The 18,043-nt window shown below is 43.3% G+C and carries 21 protein-coding genes; 20 read left to right on the top strand and 1 reads right to left on the bottom strand.

Going from position 1 to position 18,043, the window contains the following annotated elements:
- Positions 1–169: 169 nt before the first annotated feature.
- The 13 genes from BTR1S_RS19160 (at position 170) to rsmI (ending at position 9,635) form a co-directional block, all read left to right on the top strand.
- A complete protein-coding gene (locus BTR1S_RS19160; RefSeq protein ID WP_006640366.1) occupies positions 170–361 on the top strand; it encodes a sigma factor G inhibitor Gin in 192 nt (63 codons plus the stop codon).
- Between the two features lie 224 nt (positions 362–585).
- Entirely contained in the window at positions 586–1,230 is a 645-nt protein-coding gene (locus tag BTR1S_RS19155) for a 5-bromo-4-chloroindolyl phosphate hydrolysis family protein (RefSeq protein ID WP_006640367.1), read from the top strand.
- Positions 1,217–2,383, top strand: a complete 1,167-nt coding sequence (locus tag BTR1S_RS19150; RefSeq protein ID WP_006640368.1) for a toxic anion resistance protein — start codon at positions 1,217–1,219, stop codon at positions 2,381–2,383. The genes BTR1S_RS19155 and BTR1S_RS19150 overlap by 14 nt, the downstream gene beginning before the upstream one ends.
- A gap of 154 nt (positions 2,384–2,537) precedes the next feature.
- Positions 2,538–3,980 (top strand): aminotransferase class I/II-fold pyridoxal phosphate-dependent enzyme, encoded by a 1,443-nt coding sequence (locus BTR1S_RS19145; RefSeq protein WP_006640369.1) that lies wholly within the window; start codon positions 2,538–2,540, stop codon positions 3,978–3,980.
- A complete protein-coding gene (gene tmk, locus BTR1S_RS19140; RefSeq protein WP_006640370.1) occupies positions 3,977–4,615 on the top strand; it encodes a dTMP kinase in 639 nt (212 codons plus the stop codon). Before BTR1S_RS19145 ends, tmk begins: the two co-directional genes overlap by 4 nt.
- 76 nt (positions 4,616–4,691) lie before the next feature.
- Complete coding sequence (gene darA / locus BTR1S_RS19135; RefSeq protein ID WP_029418760.1) at positions 4,692–5,021, top strand: cyclic di-AMP receptor DarA; 330 nt, start codon at positions 4,692–4,694, stop codon at positions 5,019–5,021.
- Between the two features lie 11 nt (positions 5,022–5,032).
- Entirely contained in the window at positions 5,033–5,473 is a 441-nt protein-coding gene (locus tag BTR1S_RS19130) for a YaaR family protein (RefSeq protein ID WP_029418759.1), read from the top strand.
- 11 nt (positions 5,474–5,484) lie between these two features.
- Positions 5,485–6,474 carry a DNA polymerase III subunit delta' gene (holB, locus tag BTR1S_RS19125; protein WP_006640373.1) on the top strand — a complete coding sequence of 330 codons (990 nt, stop codon included), beginning with the start codon at positions 5,485–5,487 and terminating at the stop codon, positions 6,472–6,474.
- A gap of 2 nt (positions 6,475–6,476) precedes the next feature.
- Positions 6,477–7,304 (top strand): competence/sporulation regulator complex protein RicT, encoded by an 828-nt coding sequence (gene ricT / locus BTR1S_RS19120; RefSeq protein ID WP_006640374.1) that lies wholly within the window; start codon positions 6,477–6,479, stop codon positions 7,302–7,304.
- A 14-nt stretch (positions 7,305–7,318) separates the two neighbouring features.
- Positions 7,319–7,681 (top strand): DNA replication initiation control protein YabA, encoded by a 363-nt coding sequence (gene yabA, locus BTR1S_RS19115; protein WP_006640375.1) that lies wholly within the window; start codon positions 7,319–7,321, stop codon positions 7,679–7,681.
- 80 nt (positions 7,682–7,761) lie between these two features.
- Positions 7,762–8,505 (top strand): tRNA1(Val) (adenine(37)-N6)-methyltransferase, encoded by a 744-nt coding sequence (locus BTR1S_RS19110; protein WP_006640376.1) that lies wholly within the window; start codon positions 7,762–7,764, stop codon positions 8,503–8,505.
- Positions 8,492–8,785: a GIY-YIG nuclease family protein gene (locus BTR1S_RS19105; protein WP_006640377.1), complete on the top strand. Its 294-nt coding sequence runs from the start codon at positions 8,492–8,494 to the stop codon at positions 8,783–8,785. The genes BTR1S_RS19110 and BTR1S_RS19105 overlap by 14 nt, the downstream gene beginning before the upstream one ends.
- On the top strand, positions 8,760–9,635 hold the full coding sequence (gene rsmI, locus BTR1S_RS19100; protein ID WP_006640378.1) for a 16S rRNA (cytidine(1402)-2'-O)-methyltransferase: 876 nt from the start codon (positions 8,760–8,762) through the stop codon (positions 9,633–9,635). The genes BTR1S_RS19105 and rsmI overlap by 26 nt, the downstream gene beginning before the upstream one ends.
- Before the next feature lie 46 nt (positions 9,636–9,681).
- On the opposite strand, the gene abrB is transcribed toward rsmI, so the two are convergent.
- A complete protein-coding gene (abrB, locus tag BTR1S_RS19095) occupies positions 9,682–9,975 on the bottom strand; it encodes a transition state genes transcriptional regulator AbrB (protein WP_087962552.1) in 294 nt (97 codons plus the stop codon).
- A gap of 503 nt (positions 9,976–10,478) precedes the next feature.
- On the opposite strand from abrB, the gene metG reads away from it, so the two are divergent.
- The 7 genes from metG (at position 10,479) to veg (ending at position 17,904) form a co-directional block, all read left to right on the top strand.
- Complete coding sequence (gene metG / locus BTR1S_RS19090) at positions 10,479–12,467, top strand: methionine--tRNA ligase (protein ID WP_006640380.1); 1,989 nt, start codon at positions 10,479–10,481, stop codon at positions 12,465–12,467.
- A gap of 86 nt (positions 12,468–12,553) precedes the next feature.
- On the top strand, positions 12,554–13,321 hold the full coding sequence (locus tag BTR1S_RS19085) for a TatD family hydrolase (RefSeq protein WP_029418758.1): 768 nt from the start codon (positions 12,554–12,556) through the stop codon (positions 13,319–13,321).
- A gap of 246 nt (positions 13,322–13,567) precedes the next feature.
- Positions 13,568–14,767 carry a resuscitation-promoting factor gene (locus BTR1S_RS19080; protein WP_029418757.1) on the top strand — a complete coding sequence of 400 codons (1,200 nt, stop codon included), beginning with the start codon at positions 13,568–13,570 and terminating at the stop codon, positions 14,765–14,767.
- A 168-nt stretch (positions 14,768–14,935) separates the two neighbouring features.
- On the top strand, positions 14,936–15,496 hold the full coding sequence (gene rnmV / locus BTR1S_RS19075) for a ribonuclease M5 (protein WP_006640383.1): 561 nt from the start codon (positions 14,936–14,938) through the stop codon (positions 15,494–15,496).
- Positions 15,489–16,367 (top strand): 16S rRNA (adenine(1518)-N(6)/adenine(1519)-N(6))-dimethyltransferase RsmA, encoded by an 879-nt coding sequence (gene rsmA / locus BTR1S_RS19070; protein ID WP_006640384.1) that lies wholly within the window; start codon positions 15,489–15,491, stop codon positions 16,365–16,367. The genes rnmV and rsmA overlap by 8 nt, the downstream gene beginning before the upstream one ends.
- 180 nt (positions 16,368–16,547) lie before the next feature.
- Positions 16,548–17,429, top strand: a complete 882-nt coding sequence (yabG, locus tag BTR1S_RS19065) for a sporulation peptidase YabG (RefSeq protein ID WP_006640385.1) — start codon at positions 16,548–16,550, stop codon at positions 17,427–17,429.
- 214 nt (positions 17,430–17,643) lie between these two features.
- Positions 17,644–17,904, top strand: a complete 261-nt coding sequence (veg, locus tag BTR1S_RS19060; protein WP_003178187.1) for a biofilm formation stimulator Veg — start codon at positions 17,644–17,646, stop codon at positions 17,902–17,904.
- Positions 17,905–18,043 lie beyond the last annotated feature (139 nt).

Genomic DNA, 18,043 nt, shown 5'->3' with positions numbered 1-18,043 from the left:
AAGCGAAAGACCAGCTTATCTCTAAGCTGGTCTTTTTATATTCCGTCGATATTGATACAAACACCTAATGTTTGCCGTTTACATATACTAATCTAACCTTCAAAAACTTTCTTAATTTTGTATACAAATATGATTTTGGGGAATACTGAAACCCATGGAGGTGGAATGGATGAGTAAGTCTAATCATGGGGAAACGTGCATCATCTGTGAAGAAAATAAAACCGAAGGTATTCATCTTTATACAAAATTTTTATGTGCGGATTGTGAAAAAAAGATCATTTCTACTTCAACATCAGACCCCCAATACGCCGATTATGTAAAAAAATTAAAGAGTCTCCGTACGCCGCCATTGTATTCTTAGACCGCTTCCTGGTCTATTTTTTTTGCAATCAAAATGGGGATCACTTTAAGTTCAGATGGAGGCAATGTATAATGGTATTAACGAAAACATTGATCTTTAAGGCATCTGGGAAAAGGTGTCTTTTTTACTATATTGAATAAATGTGTTCTGTTGAAACTTGTATAATCAATGATACGTAGAAGAGAATCATATGTTGAAATTCAATTCATGGGGAGTAGATGGTGATGAAACCAATCCTTCATTTTTTGCTTCGTGTATATACCGCAAGCACAATGTCCGTGCTCCTTTGGCTGATCAGCTTTTTTGCGTTTGACCAGACGTTTCTGCTGTCTTCTCTTTATGCGGGTGCCGGTTGGGCTGCGATTTACCTTGGAGGCAAGTGGTATGGAACCCATTTATTTTTAAAAGAAAATCAGCTGACAAGGCGGGAATTCGCATATATTAAACAAAATCTGCAGGAAGCTAAAGCAAAAATCGCCCGATTAAGAAAAGCCCTGTTTAAGGTCAAGAATATCCAGACGATAAAGCAAAACCTGGAAATTCTGCGGATTGTCAGAAAAATTTATACGGTCACAAAAAACGACCCAAAACGCTTTTATCAAGCAGAGCGTTTTTATTATCAAACTCTTGATTCGATTGTGGAATTAACTGAAAAATATGCTTTTTTAGCTTCACAGCCAAAGCGAAGTGCAAAGCTTGAAGTTTCTCTGAGTGAAACCCGGATGACAATTGACAAGCTGGCGAAACAATTGGAAGAGGACCTTTACGATTTGCTCGAAACGGATATCGAACATTTGGAATTTGAACTCGATGTCGCCAAACATTCGCTTAAAAAAGCGGGAGGGGGAAAGCCTGATGAGCCAGTATAAATCTAAGACGGAAAGTGAATTTGAAGATCTGCTTTCCGATCCTTTTGGACAGGGGGAAGCAATGGAACCGGGCAAAGCGGAGGAACGGCATGAAGTGAGGCTGGTCGATACGCTGTCAGAAGAAAAACGCCGAAAAGCGCTGCAGCTGTCAGAACAAATTGATCCGAAAAATCATCAAAGCATTACACTATACGGAACACAAGCCCAATCCAAACTCTTGAATTTTTCGCATCACATGCTTGAGCATGTTCAAAAAAAAGATGTCGGCGAAATCGGAAAGATTTTAAGCGATCTCATGAAAAAGCTGGAACAGGTGAATCCTGATGAGCTTCAGCCAGAAAAAAAGAATCTGTTTTCACGCTTTTTTGGCAAGATCTCCAACTCTGTTCAAGAAGTATTATCAAGGTACCAGAAAACAGGGGCACAGATTGATAGAATCAGTGTAAAGCTCGAGCATTCCAAAAACGCGCTGATCCACGATAATAAGATGCTTGAACAGCTTTATGAAAAAAATAAGGAGTATTATGAAGCGCTGAATATTTATATTGCAGCAGGGCAGTTGAAGTTGGAGGAATTGAATACAAAAACCATTCCCGTCCTAAAAGAAAAGGCTGCCGCAAAGCATGATCAAATGGCCGTTCAAGAAGTGAACGACATGGTTCAGTTTGCAGACCGGCTGGAGAAAAGAATGTATGATTTAACGTTAAGCAGACAAATTACGATGCAGAGCGCACCGCAGATCAGGCTGATTCAAAATACAAATCAGGTGCTTGTTGAAAAGATCCAATCCTCTATTATGACGGCGATTCCGCTTTGGAAAAACCAAGTGGCCATTGCTTTGACATTGCTGCGTCAGCGCCGTGCTGTAGAAGCGCAAAAGCAGGTTTCAAAAACGACTAATGAACTGTTGTTAAAAAATGCGGAGATGCTGAAAGCCAATACGATTGAAACCGCCAAAGAGAATGAACGCGGCTTTGTGGACATTGAAACCTTGAAGAAAGTCCAGGATCAATTAATCGGCACACTGGAGGAAACCATTAAAATCCAGGAAGAGGGAAGGACAAAACGCCTTCAGGCAGAAGAAGAAATAAGGGCGATGGAAGAAGATCTCAAGGTAAAGCTGCTCGACATGAAATCACCCCCGCCGTCTTAAAACGATAATAAAGATTTACCATACAGGTCGTCCTTTAAGTTCTTGATGCAGAAGGGTATAATAAGGGCAGAAATCAGATGGCATCCGGCGCGCGTCGCCGGGCGCCTTAAAAACGCCGGCAACGACTCACCGGCCATATGAAGGATCGGTTTACATGAAAACACCTTTATTCACAGCATTGGTCAACCATGCCAAAGGAAACCCTTATTCTTTTCACGTTCCGGGACATCACAATGGAGATGTCTTTTTTGATGAAGGAAAAACACTGTTTAACTCCATCCTTTCGATCGATATGACCGAATTGGCGGGGCTTGATGATTTGCATGATCCGTCAGGCGTGATTCAGGAGGCGCAAGATTTAACATCCCGGCTATATGGATCAAAAGAAAGCTTTTTTCTCGTCAATGGATCGACCGTTGGGAATCTGGCAATGATACTTTCGGTTTGTCAGCCGGGCGATCTTTTGCTTGTTCAGCGAAATTGTCATAAATCAGTTTTTCATGCAATCGAACTTGCAGGAGCCCGTCCAGTGTTTTTGACGCCGGAAACCGATGAAACGATGGCTGTCCCTACACATGTTTTGCAACAAACGGTGAAGGATGCCATCTCAAAATATCCGTCGGCAAAAGGCATTATGCTGACATATCCTAATTACTACGGCCATGCCGCCGACTTGAAGCCTATTATCACAGAAGCCCATCAACATCACATTCCTGTTTTGGTCGACGAAGCCCATGGCGCTCATTTCGTGCTCGGACGTCCTTTTCCGCAGACGGCGTTACGAGCGGGAGCCGATGCGGTCGTACAGTCCGCCCATAAAACGCTTCCGGCCATGACCATGGGGTCTTACCTGCATGTAAACAGCCGGAGAATTGATAGAGACCGTCTGGCATACTATTTGACCGTATTGCAAAGCAGCAGCCCATCTTATCCGCTTATGGCGTCATTGGATTTAGCGCGGGCATATGCTGAAGAAATCGTCAAAACAAACAGATTGGCAAAAATCGAAAAAGAGATTGCCGGCATGAAAGAGCTGTTTTTGAAAATAGCGGGTGTGGACATCAGTGAACCGGCTGACCCGTTCATTCAGAAGGACCCGTTGAAGCTCTGCCTCAGATCAAAACAAGGCCATACAGGCTATGAACTCAAAGAAATATTTGAGGCAAACGGCGTCCATCCTGAACTCGCGGATGAAAGGCAGGTGCTGTTTGTCCTTCCGCTAGAAGGAAAAAGACCTCTGCCGCCTGATGTCATCAGCCGGATTGGAAAACAGATTACCAGCCGATCAGCCGGTGATACCCGTCAGGCTCCGATTGAGCAGCCATCTGAAAAAGTCACGACATTGCCTTATGGAAAAAGCGTGCTGTCCGCATTTAAAACAGAGTCAGTGCCTTTCAATAAAGCTGCGGGCCGGATCAGCGCGGAACAAATCGTCCCGTATCCGCCGGGCATTCCCCTCATAATGGATGGGGAAAGGATAAAACAAGAGAGCATCAGCCAGTTATCCAGGCTTGTCGATCTGAATACGCACATTCAGGGAAGCAGCCGTTTGAAACAAAAACAACTAACTGTATATATAGAAGAGGAGAAATCATGAACGGTTTATTTATTACCTTTGAAGGCCCTGAAGGAGCAGGGAAAACAACCATTCTTCAAGCGGCGGCACAACAACTGATCAAAGAAGGCCATGCCGTTCTCGCAACAAGGGAACCGGGCGGCATTGAAATAGCGGAACAAATCCGCGAGGTCATTTTGAATCCGAGAAACACGGCTATGGATCCTAAAACAGAAGCGCTTTTGTATGCGGCGGCGAGAAGGCAGCATCTGGTTGAAAAGGTAAAGCCGGCACTGGAAGACGGGAACATTGTTTTATGCGACCGGTTTATCGACAGCTCCCTCGCCTATCAAGGGTATGCCAGGGGGCTTGGAATCGACGAAGTCCTGTCCATTAATCAGTTTGCCATCGGAGACTTGATGCCGCACATCACCATTTACTTTGCCATTGATCCGGAGGAAGGGATCAAACGGATCAATGCAAATGATTCACGTGAGAAAAACCGTCTTGATCTGGAACAAATTCATTTTCATACGCTTGTTCAGAAAGGCTATCAGGAGGTCATAAACCGGTTTCCTGACCGCTTCCGAATGGTGGATGCGAGCAAGCCGATTGATCATGTACGAAAAAGCGTAAATGAAATCATTGAAGAAGCATTAAAAACAATTCGTTTGTGACCTGCTTACCATTCTATTGTTATAATGGTAACAAGAATATCCTTAGGTGTTTCCAATCAAAAGGGAGGCTTTTAAAATGAAATTAATAATCGCTGTTGTTCAGGATCAAGATAGCAACCGGCTTTTAAAGGCTTTGACCGATCATAATTTTCGCGTGACAAAGCTGGCGTCAACCGGAGGCTTTCTGAAGTCGGGAAACACAACCTTTATGTTGGGCGTCGATGATATTCGGGTCGACAAAGCATTGAGTCTGATTGAAGAAAACGGAAGTAAACGGGATCAGCTGATCGCCCCTGTATCTCCAATGGGAGGAAACGCGGATTCATATGTTCCTTATCCGGTTGAAGTAGAAGTTGGCGGAGCCACCGTTTTTGTGCTGCCGATTGAGCAATTCCATCAATTTTAAGGGTTGAGGATATGAAAATAAGTCAAGAACTGCGCACGATGATAGAAAAACAGCAGAAGCCTGCTGTCAGAGCAGAAAGCAATTCTGTTTCATTCAAGGAAAAGATGAGCATCCAAAGCGGCAAGCTGAGATTTGAACAGCTGACAATGCTTTTGACGGATATTGAAGCGTTTGGAAAACGGCTCGCCAAGTCGAGGAACTTTAAAGATTTAGCAAGATTTAAAGGCTTGATCAAACGCTTTGTGAAAGAAGCAGTTGAAAACGGCCTGGCGGTTGAGAATTCAAGAAGCTTTGATTTATATGGAAACAGCAGGACATTGAGCATCGTAAAAGAGCTGGATGAAAAGCTTGTTCAATTGACAGAGGAATTGCTGGATCAAGAAAAGCCCTCTATCGAATTGTTGGAACGCATTGGAGAAATAAAGGGTTTATTAATAAACCTTTACACATAGAGAGTGATCGTATGGCTACAACGTGGACAGAAATGCAAAAGCTTCAGCCTCGTGTCATGAAGCTTTTGCAAAATAGTATAGAAAGAAATCGTCTTGCACACGCCTATTTGTTTGAAGGACGGAAAGGAACAGGCAAATTAGATGCTGCCATGCTGCTGGCAAAAAGTTTTTTTTGTCTTGAACAGGGCACAGAACCTTGCGAATCTTGCCGAAATTGCCAGCGGATCTCCTCAGGCAACCATCCTGATGTACACGTCGTTCATCCCGACGGCCTGTCGATCAAAAAAGGGCAGATTCAGGCTCTTCAGGAAGAGTTCTCAAAAACAGGACTGGAATCGCATAAAAAGCTTTACATTATTTCACATGCTGATCAAATGACGGCAAATGCCGCAAACAGCCTGCTGAAGTTTTTAGAAGAACCAAGCGATGATACGATAGCGGTGCTCTTGACGGAACAGCCGCAAAAATTGCTTGATACGATTATATCGAGATGCCAAGTCTTGTCTTTTCAATCACTGCTGCCCGAATCGATTGAAAAAGAGCTGATCAAACAAGAAGTTTCCCCGCATATTGCAGCAATTTTGTCGAATATGACAAACAATTTATCGGAAGCGCTCGAATTGAGTCGAAATGATCAGTTTGCAGAGTCCAGAGCGAAAGTGATAAAATTGTATGAAGTCTTACACCAGCGAAAAGGACATGCTTTTTTCTATATTCAAGATCAGTGGATGCCCTTTTTCAAGGAGAAAGACCACCAAGAAATGGGTCTTGATATGCTTTTATTTATATACCGCGATATATTGTCCATTCAGATAGGACATGAAGATAAAATAATATTTCAGGACTTATTCCAAACATTAAAACAGCATGCGCTGCAATCAACACAACAAAGAGTGACAAACCAGATTCTTGCTGTTTTAGAAGCAAAAAAACGGCTTTATTCCAATGTTAATGCTCAAGGTTTAATGGAGCACTTGGTTTTAATGCTGCAGGAGGGATAAGCTTGTATAATGTGATTGGTGTTCGCTTTAAAAAAGCGGGCAAAATTTATTATTTTGATCCAAATGGATTTCAGATAGATAAAGACAGCTGTGTGATCGTTGAAACGGTTCGCGGTGTTGAGTACGGGCAGGTCGTCATCGCGAATAAGAAGGTAGACGAGCACGATGTTGTGCTGCCATTACGAAAAGTCATCAGGGTGGCCGATGAACGGGACCGCTTAATTGTCGAGGAAAATCAGGAAGCGGCGCTTTCAGCCTTTGATGTATGTCAGAAAAAAGTCAATGAGCACGGTCTTGAGATGAAATTGGTCGATGTCGAATTCACATTCGACCGAAATAAAGTCATTTTTTACTTTACGGCTGACGGAAGGGTCGACTTCAGAGAGCTTGTAAAAGATTTGGCTTCCATTTTCAAAACAAGGATCGAGCTTAGACAAATCGGAGTAAGGGATGAAGCAAAGATGCTCGGCGGTATCGGACCGTGCGGAAGGATGCTGTGCTGTTCGACGTTTCTCGGTGATTTTGAGCCTGTGTCCATCAAAATGGCGAAGGATCAAAACCTGTCCCTTAATCCGACGAAGATTTCCGGACTATGCGGGCGGCTCATGTGCTGTCTGAAATACGAAAATGATGAATATGAAACGGCTAAAGAGCAGCTTCCGGATATCGGTGAAGTGATCGCCACGTCAAACGGGCCGGCGAAAGTCGTCGGACTGAATATTCTCGAACGCATTCTTCAGGTTGAACTGACAGATAGCGAAAAAGTTGTGGAATATACGTGGGATGAACTGCTGCAAGAAGGTGTCGTATCTGCACAAACCACAGATTAACGAGGTGTGAAACCTTGGATAAAAAAGAATTGTTTGATACAGTCATAAGCTTAGAAGAACAAATTGGCTCTTTGTACCGCCAGCTGGGAGACCTCAAGCAGCATATCGGGGAAATGATTGAAGAAAACAACCATTTGCAGCTTGAAAATGAACATTTGCGCAAGAGGCTGGAAGAAACGGATCAAAGGCTGAAAACGGCAAAAACCGGAGAGAAAGAATTAAAAGCAGAGAAGACAGGGCATGCTGATATTGGAGAAGGTCATGACAACCTGGCTCGTCTGTACCAGGAAGGCTTTCACATTTGCAACATTCATTACGGAAGCGTCCGCAAAGAAGGAGACTGTCTTTTCTGCCTCTCGTTTTTAAATAAAAAATAAAGGAAGGGCTTCCGGTTAAAACGGAAGCCTTTTTAACGGGGCAAGCGCCAAGACTACAATTTTCGGGAAAGGGAAAACATATGATTCAATTAAAAGATGATGAGCGACTCGATTATCTGCTGGCAGAGGATATGAAAATCGTGCAAAGCCCGACGGTGTTTGCATTTTCTTTAGATGCCGTGCTGCTGTCGAAGTTTGCATATGTTCCGATTCAAAAGGGGAAGATCATTGATCTATGCACGGGAAACGGAATTGTTCCGCTGCTTCTCAGCACCCGGTCAAAAGCTGAAATCACCGGGGTTGAAATTCAAGAAAGATTGTACGATATGGCATTGCGGAGCGTGGAATATAACAATCTGCAACACCAGATTCATCTCATCAGGGATGACTTAAAGAATATGCCGCAGGTGCTCGGATACAATAAAGCGGATGTTGTCACATGCAATCCGCCATATTTTAAGACGCCGCAAAAAACAGAGCAAAATCTCAATGAACACCTGGCGATTGCCAGGCATGAAATTTACTGCACTCTCGAAGATGTGGTCCGCGTCAGCAGCAAGCTTTTAAAACAAGGCGGAAAGCTTGCTCTTGTCCATAGACCGGGAAGGCTGCTTGAGATTTTTGAACTGATGAAGGCGTATCAAATAGAACCGAAACGCGTGCAATTCGTTTATCCGAAACAGGGGAGAGAGGCCAACACCATTCTAGTCGAAGGAATAAAGGACGGCCGCCCTGATCTGAAGATTTTGCCTCCGCTTTTTGTATATGATGAAGATGATCAATATACGGGCGAGATAAGGAAGATTTTATATGGAGACAAATAATCACTATTTTTATGTGCTGTCATGCCGGGATGGCAGCTTGTATGCGGGATACACGAACAATATTGAAAAGCGTTTGAAAACCCATAATGATGGAAAAGGCGCAAAATATACAAGAGCGCGGCTCCCTGTAAAGCTTTACTATGCAGAACGCTTTTCAACAAAAAGAGAAGCCATGCAAGCGGAATATTATTTTAAAAAATTATCAAGAAAAAGCAAAGAAATATATATAGAAGAAAAGCGAAAGGCGGAGGCACATGATCAATCGTCAAAAGAGCTTTGATCAAAAATCAGACATGGGGATCTTATACCTCGTTCCCACACCGATAGGCAATTTGGAGGATATGACATTCAGGGCCGTTGAAACGTTGAAAGCAGTTGACGTCATCGCTGCGGAGGATACCAGGCAAACGAAGAAATTATGCCATGTGTACCAAATCGAAACACAGCTCGTCAGCTATCATGAACATAATAAAGAAAGCAGCGGGCATAAAATCTTGGAATGGCTCAAGGAAGGGAAAAATATCGCATTGGTGAGCGATGCCGGGATGCCGACCATATCGGATCCGGGGGCCGAAATCGTCCGTGATTTTACGGATATCGGCGGTTATGTCGTGCCGCTTCCCGGTGCGAATGCAGCTTTAACCGCACTGATCGCTTCGGGTCTTCCGCCTCAGCCCTTTTTCTTCTTCGGTTTTTTGGATCGGAACAAGCGGGAGCGGAAGAAGCAGCTTGAGCAATTAAAAAACAGACAGGAAACAATTGTTTTTTATGAATCGCCACATCGGCTGAAGGAGACGCTGTCCGCGATTTATGACGTGTTTGGTAACCGCCGGGTCGCGTTAACTAGAGAGCTGACCAAAAAGTTTGAGGAATTTATTAGAGGGACGATGGAAGAAGTCCTGGCATGGACGGATGAGGAACAGGTGCGCGGAGAATTTTGCCTTGTTGTTGAAGGCTGCGGAGAAGAAGCGCCAGAAGAAGCAGCTTGGTGGGAAAACTTTTCAGAAAAAGAACATGTTGAACATTATATCAGCAAAGGGCTTCAATCAAAGGAAGCCATAAAAAAAACCGCCGTTGACCGCGGAGTCCCAAAACGAAAAATATATGACGCTTATCATATCCAAAACTGAAGAAAACCGCTCTTGCTTTCGCAAGAACGGTTTTTGTATAATCAAATTAATTTTTTAGAGATTGAAGCTGAGCTTGAATTTCGTTGATGATTTGTTCAGCGCCTTCTGGGCTGAGAACAAGTTTACCGCCAGCAAGTTTCAGGTTATCATCAGAAACCTCACCTGTTACTTGGCAAGTCATGTTTGGTTTATATTTTTTCAAGATGATTTTTTCGTCATCCACATAGATTTCAAGAGCGTCTTTTTCCGCGATTCCAAGTGTACGGCGAAGTTCAATCGGAATCACCACGCGTCCTAGCTCATCAACTTTACGTACGATACCTGTAGATTTCATATTCATTCTCCTCCCGAAAGATTCTTATTTTAATAGGTGTTATAATCTTCGTCATTATTCGACAAAATCCTTACAGTCCTAGCATAACAAGGTTTCCAATAAACGTCAATCATTTTCTTTTCTATTGTTTGTAAAAATTAGCTCTTATAGTCAAAAAACCTTGAGAGAACTGATTAAATAAGGGATTTGAAGATGATAAAACCAATCGATAATCCTAAAAAAAGCCCTTAAATCAAGACTTTCGAACTAAGGTTTTTCCTCATATCGATTATATACGACATTATTCGACAATGAAAGCATTTTTTTGTCGAAGTTTTATATTTATTTCCTAAAAAAAATTGGAATCGACTATATTCCTTGTTTATCGACATGTATATTTTCTTGAACTTGAAGGCTAAGATGGTATCATATAAAGAGGGATTAAGTAATGAAGATATTTGAATGAAGACATTTGCCGCTCTCGTCCTTTGGGCGGGAGTTTTTTGACATTTTAATTGGGAGGTTCCATCATGCCGCAAGAAAAAAATACGTTTTACATTACAACACCGATCTACTATCCAAGTGGAAAATTACATATTGGGCACGCCTACACAACCGTTGCCGGTGATGCCATGGCCCGCTATAAAAGGCTTAGAGGCTACGATGTCAGATACTTAACAGGAACAGATGAGCACGGCCAGAAAATCCAGCAAAAGGCCGAAGAGGAAAATATCGCACCGCAGGAATTGGTGGATCGTGCGGCAAAGGAAATTCAGCAGCTTTGGAAAAAGCTTGATATTTCCAATGATGATTTTATTCGGACGACTCAAGACCGCCATAAGACCGTCATCGAAAAGGTTTTTCAAAAACTGCTCGACAACGGAGATATTTATCTTGACGAATATGAAGGCTGGTACAGCATTCCTGATGAAACATTTTACACGGAAACTCAGCTGGTTGATGTGGAGCGGAATGAAAAAGGGGAAGTCATCGGAGGGAAGAGTCCTGACAGCGGGCACCCTGTAGAGCTGATTAAAGAGGAGTCCTACTTCTTCCGCATGGGAAAATACGCAGACCGTCTGCTAGCTTTTTATGAAGAAAATCCTGAATTTATTCAGCCTGAATCCCGTAAAAACGAAATGATCAACAACTTTATTAAACCGGGCCTTGAGGATTTGGCCGTGTCCCGGACGACGTTTGACTGGGGCATCAAAGTGCCGGGCAATCCGAAGCATGTCGTTTATGTGTGGATTGATGCGCTCTTTAACTATATTACGGCACTCGGTTTTGATACGGACCACGATGAAAATTATCAAAAATACTGGCCTGCCGATGTCCACCTTGTCGGGAAAGAAATCGTCCGCTTTCATACCATCTACTGGCCGATTATGCTGATGGCATTGGACCTTCCATTACCTAAAAAGGTTTTTGCCCACGGATGGCTGTTGATGAAAGACGGGAAAATGTCCAAATCAAAAGGGAATGTCGTAGACCCGGTTACGTTAATCGACAGATACGGTCTTGACGCATTGCGCTATTACTTGCTTCGCGAAGTGCCGTTCGGATCTGACGGCGTCTTTACACCGGAAGGATTCGTAGAACGGATCAATTATGACCTGGCAAATGATTTAGGAAACCTTTTAAACAGAACGGTCGCCATGATCAATAAATACTTTGACGGGCAAATTCACTCTTATCAAGGTCCGGTAACAGATTTTGATGAATCACTATCATCGTTTGCGAAAGAAACGATACAAGCATATGAGCAGGCGATCGAAAACATGGAATTCTCTGTGGCGCTTTCTTCCCTGTGGCAGCTTGTCAGCAGAACGAATAAATATATCGATGAAACCGCACCATGGATTCTTGCAAAAGATAAAGAAAAAGAAAACGAACTTCAGTCCGTTATGTATCATTTGGCAGAATCGCTGCGCATCACGGCTGTATTGCTTCAGCCGTTCTTAACGCAAACGCCGGAAAAGATTTTTTCACAGCTTGGTATTTCCGATCCGGCATTAAAAACATGGGAAAGCATTGCCGGCTTCGGTCAGCTCACATCAGTGAAGGTTCAAAAAGGAGATCCGCTGTTCCCGCGGCTTGAGGCTGAAGAAGAAGTTGCATATATCAAATCAAAAATGCAGGGAAAAGCTCCAAAAGAAGAACCGAAAAAAGAAGAGGCTGCGCCTGAGCGTCTTCCCGAAATCACAATTGATGACTTTATGAGCATGGAGCTGAGAGTCGCTGAAGTCCTTCAGGCAGAACCGGTAAAGAAAGCTGATCGGCTGTTAAAACTGCAGCTTGATTTGGGCTTTGAAAAACGCCAGGTCGTATCGGGAATCGCAAAGCACTACAAGCCTGAAGAATTAGTTGGTAGAAAAGTCATTTGTGTAACCAACTTAAAACCGGTAAAACTAAGAGGGGAATTATCTCAAGGAATGATTTTAGCCGGTGAGGACAACGGAGTTCTGTCACTTGCAGCTGTAGACAGCTCATTAGCAAACGGAACACGAATCAAATAAATTTGACAAAAGGTGTTTCACGTGTAACATTTCGTCGAACACCTTTTGTTTTTATCTAAATTCAAATGAAAAGGGTGGCATTTCTGATGTTATTTGATACACATGCACATTTAAATGCGGAGCAGTTTAATGAGGATTTAGAAGATGTCATTGCCCGGGCAAAGGAAGCAAAAGTGGAGCATATCGTTGTCGTAGGTTTTGACCGTCCAACGATCAAACGGGCGATGGAACTGATTGAGACATATGATTTCATATATGCGGCAATCGGCTGGCATCCGGTTGATGCCATTGACATGACTGATGAGGATCTGCAATGGATTAAAGAGCTTTCCTCTCACGAAAAGGTTGTGGCAATTGGCGAAATGGGTCTTGACTACCATTGGGACAAATCACCGAAGGACATTCAAAAAGAAGTGTTTAGAAAGCAAATTGCTTTGGCGAAGGAAGTCAAGCTTCCGATCGTCATACACAACCGCGATGCGACAGAAGACGTTGTCACGATTTTGCGTGAAGAAGGAGCGGAAGAAGTCGGCGGTATTATGCATTGTTTTACAGGCAGCGCAGAAGTGGCGAAAGAATGCATAAATATGAATTTCTACCTATCTTTTGGCGGTCCGGTTACCTTCAAAAATGCAAAAAAACCGAAAGAAGTCGTCAAACAAATACCAAATGACCGTCTTCTGATTGAGACTGACTGCCCGTATTTAACGCCCCATCCTTTTAGGGGAAAGCGGAATGAACCGGGCTATGTCAAACTGGTTGCAGAACAGATCGCGGAATTAAAAGGGATGACTTACGAAGAAGTGGCTGCCATTACTTCTGAAAACGCAAAAAAACTTTTCGGCATCAGCTGACAGTATTTGATGTCAATCTTTGCACAAGCTTGTCTTTTCGGGAGCCGATTCTAAGAAGTTCTACATGTCTGTTTACACTCATAGGATATCTTTGTCGACAAGTCTTTCTTTCTTTTATGAGGTTGTATTTCCATAATAAAAGTAATGGCGGGCTTGCGGAGGTAAATAGAGAGGAGGGTTGACAGGCTTGTAGATACTCTATATAATCTCCCCGAGGAGAAGGAGGCGTTTTTCATCATACAAAAAATGAAAAAGCTGTTTTCCGTAAAGCTTAGCAAAAGCAGAGGAGTTCTCATTGTTGCCGGGCTGCTGGTGGCAGGGAGCGGAACTGCATACGGAGCAAACGAGCTCACGAAACAACCGGTCTCGATTTCGATAAACGGGAAAAAGCAGAGTGTCCGCACGCATGCTAAAACGGTGGGTGAGCTGATGAAAGGCTTAAACATCAAGACGAGGAAAGAGGATCACATTTCTCCCGCTGAAGATACAAAAATAACAAGCAACATGAATGTTGAGTACATTGCTGCCAAACCGGTCCATTTGGCGATGGACGGAGAGGAAAAGCAAGTATGGACGACAGCGGGTACGGTCGGCAAACTTTTGAAAGAATTGAATCTCGAGTTGGCGGAACATGATCAAATTGAACCCTCAGTTGATAAAGAGATAAAAAAAGACATGAAGCTGACTTTGCAAAGAGCTTTTAAAGTGACTGTAAAGGATGCCGGCAAAAATAAAGACATATGGACAACTTCGACTACGGTCGCTGACTTTTTAAAACACCATAAGATCAGCATAAAGGGCGATGATGAAGTCAAGCCTGCGCTGGATGAAACACTGACGAAAGATCAGGCGAACATTCACATTACTCGCATCAAAAAAGTCACCGATGTAGTGGAAGAGAACATTCCTTTTGACGTGAAGAAGAAAGAGGATGCATCTTTGGAAAAAGGCACGGAAAAGGTCGTTCAAGACGGCAAAGAAGGCAAGCTTAAAAAGCACTATGCCGTTATTAAGAAAAACGGCAAAGAAGTTTCCAGGGAATTGATTAAAGAGGAAACAGCGGCTGAAAGCAAAGCCAAAATCATCGCCGTCGGCACAAAACGAAAAACGGTAGCTCAAATAAGCACAAATGTATCGCGCGGCAATGAAGCTTCCGGAAAAGAGTTCTATGTGACTTCAACAGCATATACGGCAAGCTGCAGCGGCTGCTCAGGACACACGGCGACCGGTGTGAATTTAAAAAACAACCCGGGCTCCAAGGTCATTGCGGTTGATCCAAGCTTCATTCCATTGGGCACGAAAGTCCATGTAGAAGGATACGGATATGCGGTTGCGGCTGATACAGGCTCCGCAATTAAAGGCCGCAAAATCGATGTGTTTTTCCCGAGCAAGTCTGCGGCTTACCGCTGGGGAAACAAAAGAGTTAAAATCAAGGTTCTCAACTAAATCAGCATTTATTTTATTTTGATCGTAAGCAGAGGGATTTTGCGCCCTCTGTTTTTTTGGTTATAATAGATCCATCTTGTTTTCTAATTACTTAGACGGTTTTGTTACAAAAAGGTTTCAATATTTTTAAAAATGTAATAAAAGGTTTTTCAGCATGCGGAGGAAGAAATGAAAATTAAGGAAATCATCGTTGTCGAAGGACGTGACGATACAGCAAAAATCAAGTCTGCCGTTGACGCGGATACAATTGAAACGAACGGCTCCGCCATCGGGGAAGATGTGATTAAACAAATTCAGCTGGCTCAAAAAACGCGCGGGGTCATCATTTTAACAGACCCCGATTATCCGGGTGAAAAAATCAGAAAAACTATTGCCGAAAAGGTGCCCGGCTGTAAGCATGCATTTTTGCCCAAGCATTTGGCAAAGCCTAAAAACAAGCGAGGAATCGGTGTTGAGCATGCATCGCCTGAAAGCATCAGAGCCTGCCTGAAGACCGTTCAGGAGGAAATGGAAGCGACGGAAGCGGAAATTGAAACGCGTGATCTTATCGAAGCCGGCCTGATCGGAGGCCCCCTTGCCAAACAAAGGCGGGAACGGCTCGGCGAGATTTTAAATATTGGGTATACAAATGGAAAGCAGCTTCAAAAGCGTCTGCAGATGTTTCAAATTAAAAAAAGCGATTATTTAAGCGCTCTGGATGCTGTGCTGCGGGAGGAAAACAATGAATAAAGATATAGCCACCCCCAAAAGGACAAAAGAAATCCTCAATAAATACGGATTTTCTTTTAAAAAAAGCTTGGGGCAGAACTTTCTAATTGATACAAATATATTGGACAGAATCGTTGACCATGCCGAAGTGACGGAACGCACGGGCGTGATCGAAATCGGTCCTGGAATCGGCGCTTTAACCGAGCAGCTGGCAAAACGCGCCAAGAAAGTGGTGGCCTTTGAAATTGACCAAAGGCTTCTGCCGATTTTGGAGGATACATTATCCCCTTACGACAATGTGACTGTGATTCATCAAGATGTTCTGAAAGCCGATATTAAAGCTGTGATGGATGAGCAGTTTCAAGGTTGTGACGAGGTCATGGTTGTCGCCAACTTGCCGTATTATGTGACGACTCCTATTATTATGAAGCTTCTGGAGGAACATCTGCCGCTTAAAGGCATTGTCGTCATGCTGCAAAAAGAAGTGGCAGACCGCATGGCTGCAAAGCCTTCATCAAAAGAATACGGCTCTCTTTCCATCGCCGTTCAATTTTATACTGAGGCGAAAACGGTCATGGTTGTACCGAAAACGGTTTTCGTTCCCCAGCCAAACGTTGACTCCGCCGTCATCAGGCTGACGCTGCGAGAAGCCCCGGCTGTCACAGTTAAAGATGAGGCCTTTTTCTTTCAGGTTGTCAAGGCGAGCTTCGCCCAGCGCCGCAAAACGCTTTTGAATAATCTCGTCAATAATTTGGCGACTGGAAAAGAGAAGAAAGCTGAGATTGAAAAAGCGCTGCAAGATTCACAAATCGACGGAAAGAGACGCGGCGAATCGCTCAGCATCGAAGAATTCGCCGTGCTTTCCGACCATCTGGCAAAAGCCTTTCTGTAAGGAAGGGCTTTTTTTGCGTTGGGCCGAGAGTGTAGCGGAAACGATAGGGCTTGCTCCCCGTTCACCACTTGAACTGCAGGTACATAGGCTAAAGAAGCACCTTTATTTTTTGCTGTATTCCGGCCGGCATTTGAGATTTTTATCAAAGATGGGGCTTAGTCTATGTGTGGAGTGAAAAGCATGCAGTTTAAAATAGGCGATATGGTGGTCAGAAAATCTTATCGAAGAGATATATTATTTCGAATTATACGAATTGATCAATCGGCAAAGGGAGAACCGATAGCTGTTTTGCACGGTGATGAAGTCAGGTTAATCGCTGACGCGCACCTGGCGGATCTGGAGATTGTCCGCGAGGCTGAGCGTCTGATGAGAAAACGGGAAGAAGAAACAAAAATGAAGGAATCCCTTGATTTGCTCCGTCAGGATTATAAGCTTCTTCGCGAAAAACACGAATACCGTGCAACAAATCAATACAACAACCAAAAGCAGTATTTTCATATGCCGGGAAGGGTACTTCATTTAGACGGGGATTCAGCTTATTTGAAAAAGTGTCTCGCATTGTATGAAAAGATCGGTGTTCCTGTGTACGGCATCCATTGCTATGAAAAGAAAATGTCCGCCGTCATTGAGGAGCTTATTGACGAATATCGGCCCGATTTATTAGTCATCACAGGGCATGATGCATATTCGAAGCAGAAAGGGGGCATCGATGACTTGGATGCCTACAGACATTCCAAAGATTTTATTGAAACTGTTCAAAAAGCAAGAAAAAAAATTCCTCATCTCGATCAGCTCGTGATTTTTGCCGGAGCGTGCCAGTCTCATTTTGAGTCATTAATCAGAGCAGGGGCGAACTTTGCAAGCTCTCCGTCAAGGGTTAACATTCATGCGCTTGATCCGGTCTATATCGTTGCAAAAATCAGCTTTACTCCTTTTATGGACCGAATTAACGTCTGGGAAGTACTGAGAAACACCCTGACGAGGGAGAAAGGGCTCGGAGGGATTGAAACCCGGGGTGTTTTACGAATTGGAATGCCGTATAAAACGAATGCTAATCAGTAAACCCGCCCGTTTTTCGGCGGGTTTTTGTCAGGTTTTCGCCATATTTTTAAAAAACATACATAATGAAGCGAAAAATGAGGAAAATAAGGGAAAGTCGACGTGCAATTTGTCACAATTATTTTATTGACAATCGCTTATAAACGTTGATATAATTTAAATTTTATTTGACAAAAATGGGCGGTTGTTGTATACTGAATGTAGTGAGGTGGATGCAATGGCGAAAACGTTGTCCGATATTAAAAGATCGCTTGATGGACATTTAGGAAAAAGGCTTACGTTAAAAGCAAACGGAGGCCGCCGAAAAACGATTGAGCGTTCGGGCATTTTAGCTGAGACGTACCCTTCTGTTTTTGTGATACAACTAGATCAAGACGAGAATTCGTTCGAAAGAGTTTCATACAGTTATGCAGATATTCTTACTGAGACGGTTGAGTTAAGGTTTTCCGATGACAAAACGAGCTCAGTAGCACTTTAATTAGCAGTAGACGTCATGTTTACTGCTTTTTGTTTATCCATAATTTCTCGGGAAAGATCTGCAGGCGATCAAGAAAAGCTATAAATGTCACCCGTTTTATGATGAGTTCTGGCACATGGTATGATACTTGAAAGGGGCT

Origin of the sequence: Bacillus sonorensis NBRC 101234 = KCTC 13918, assembly GCF_001592005.1 — a bacterium.
In the GTDB taxonomy this organism is placed as follows: Bacteria; Bacillota; Bacilli; order Bacillales; family Bacillaceae; genus Bacillus; species Bacillus sonorensis.
This window is presented reverse-complemented; position numbering and strand designations above follow the sequence as displayed.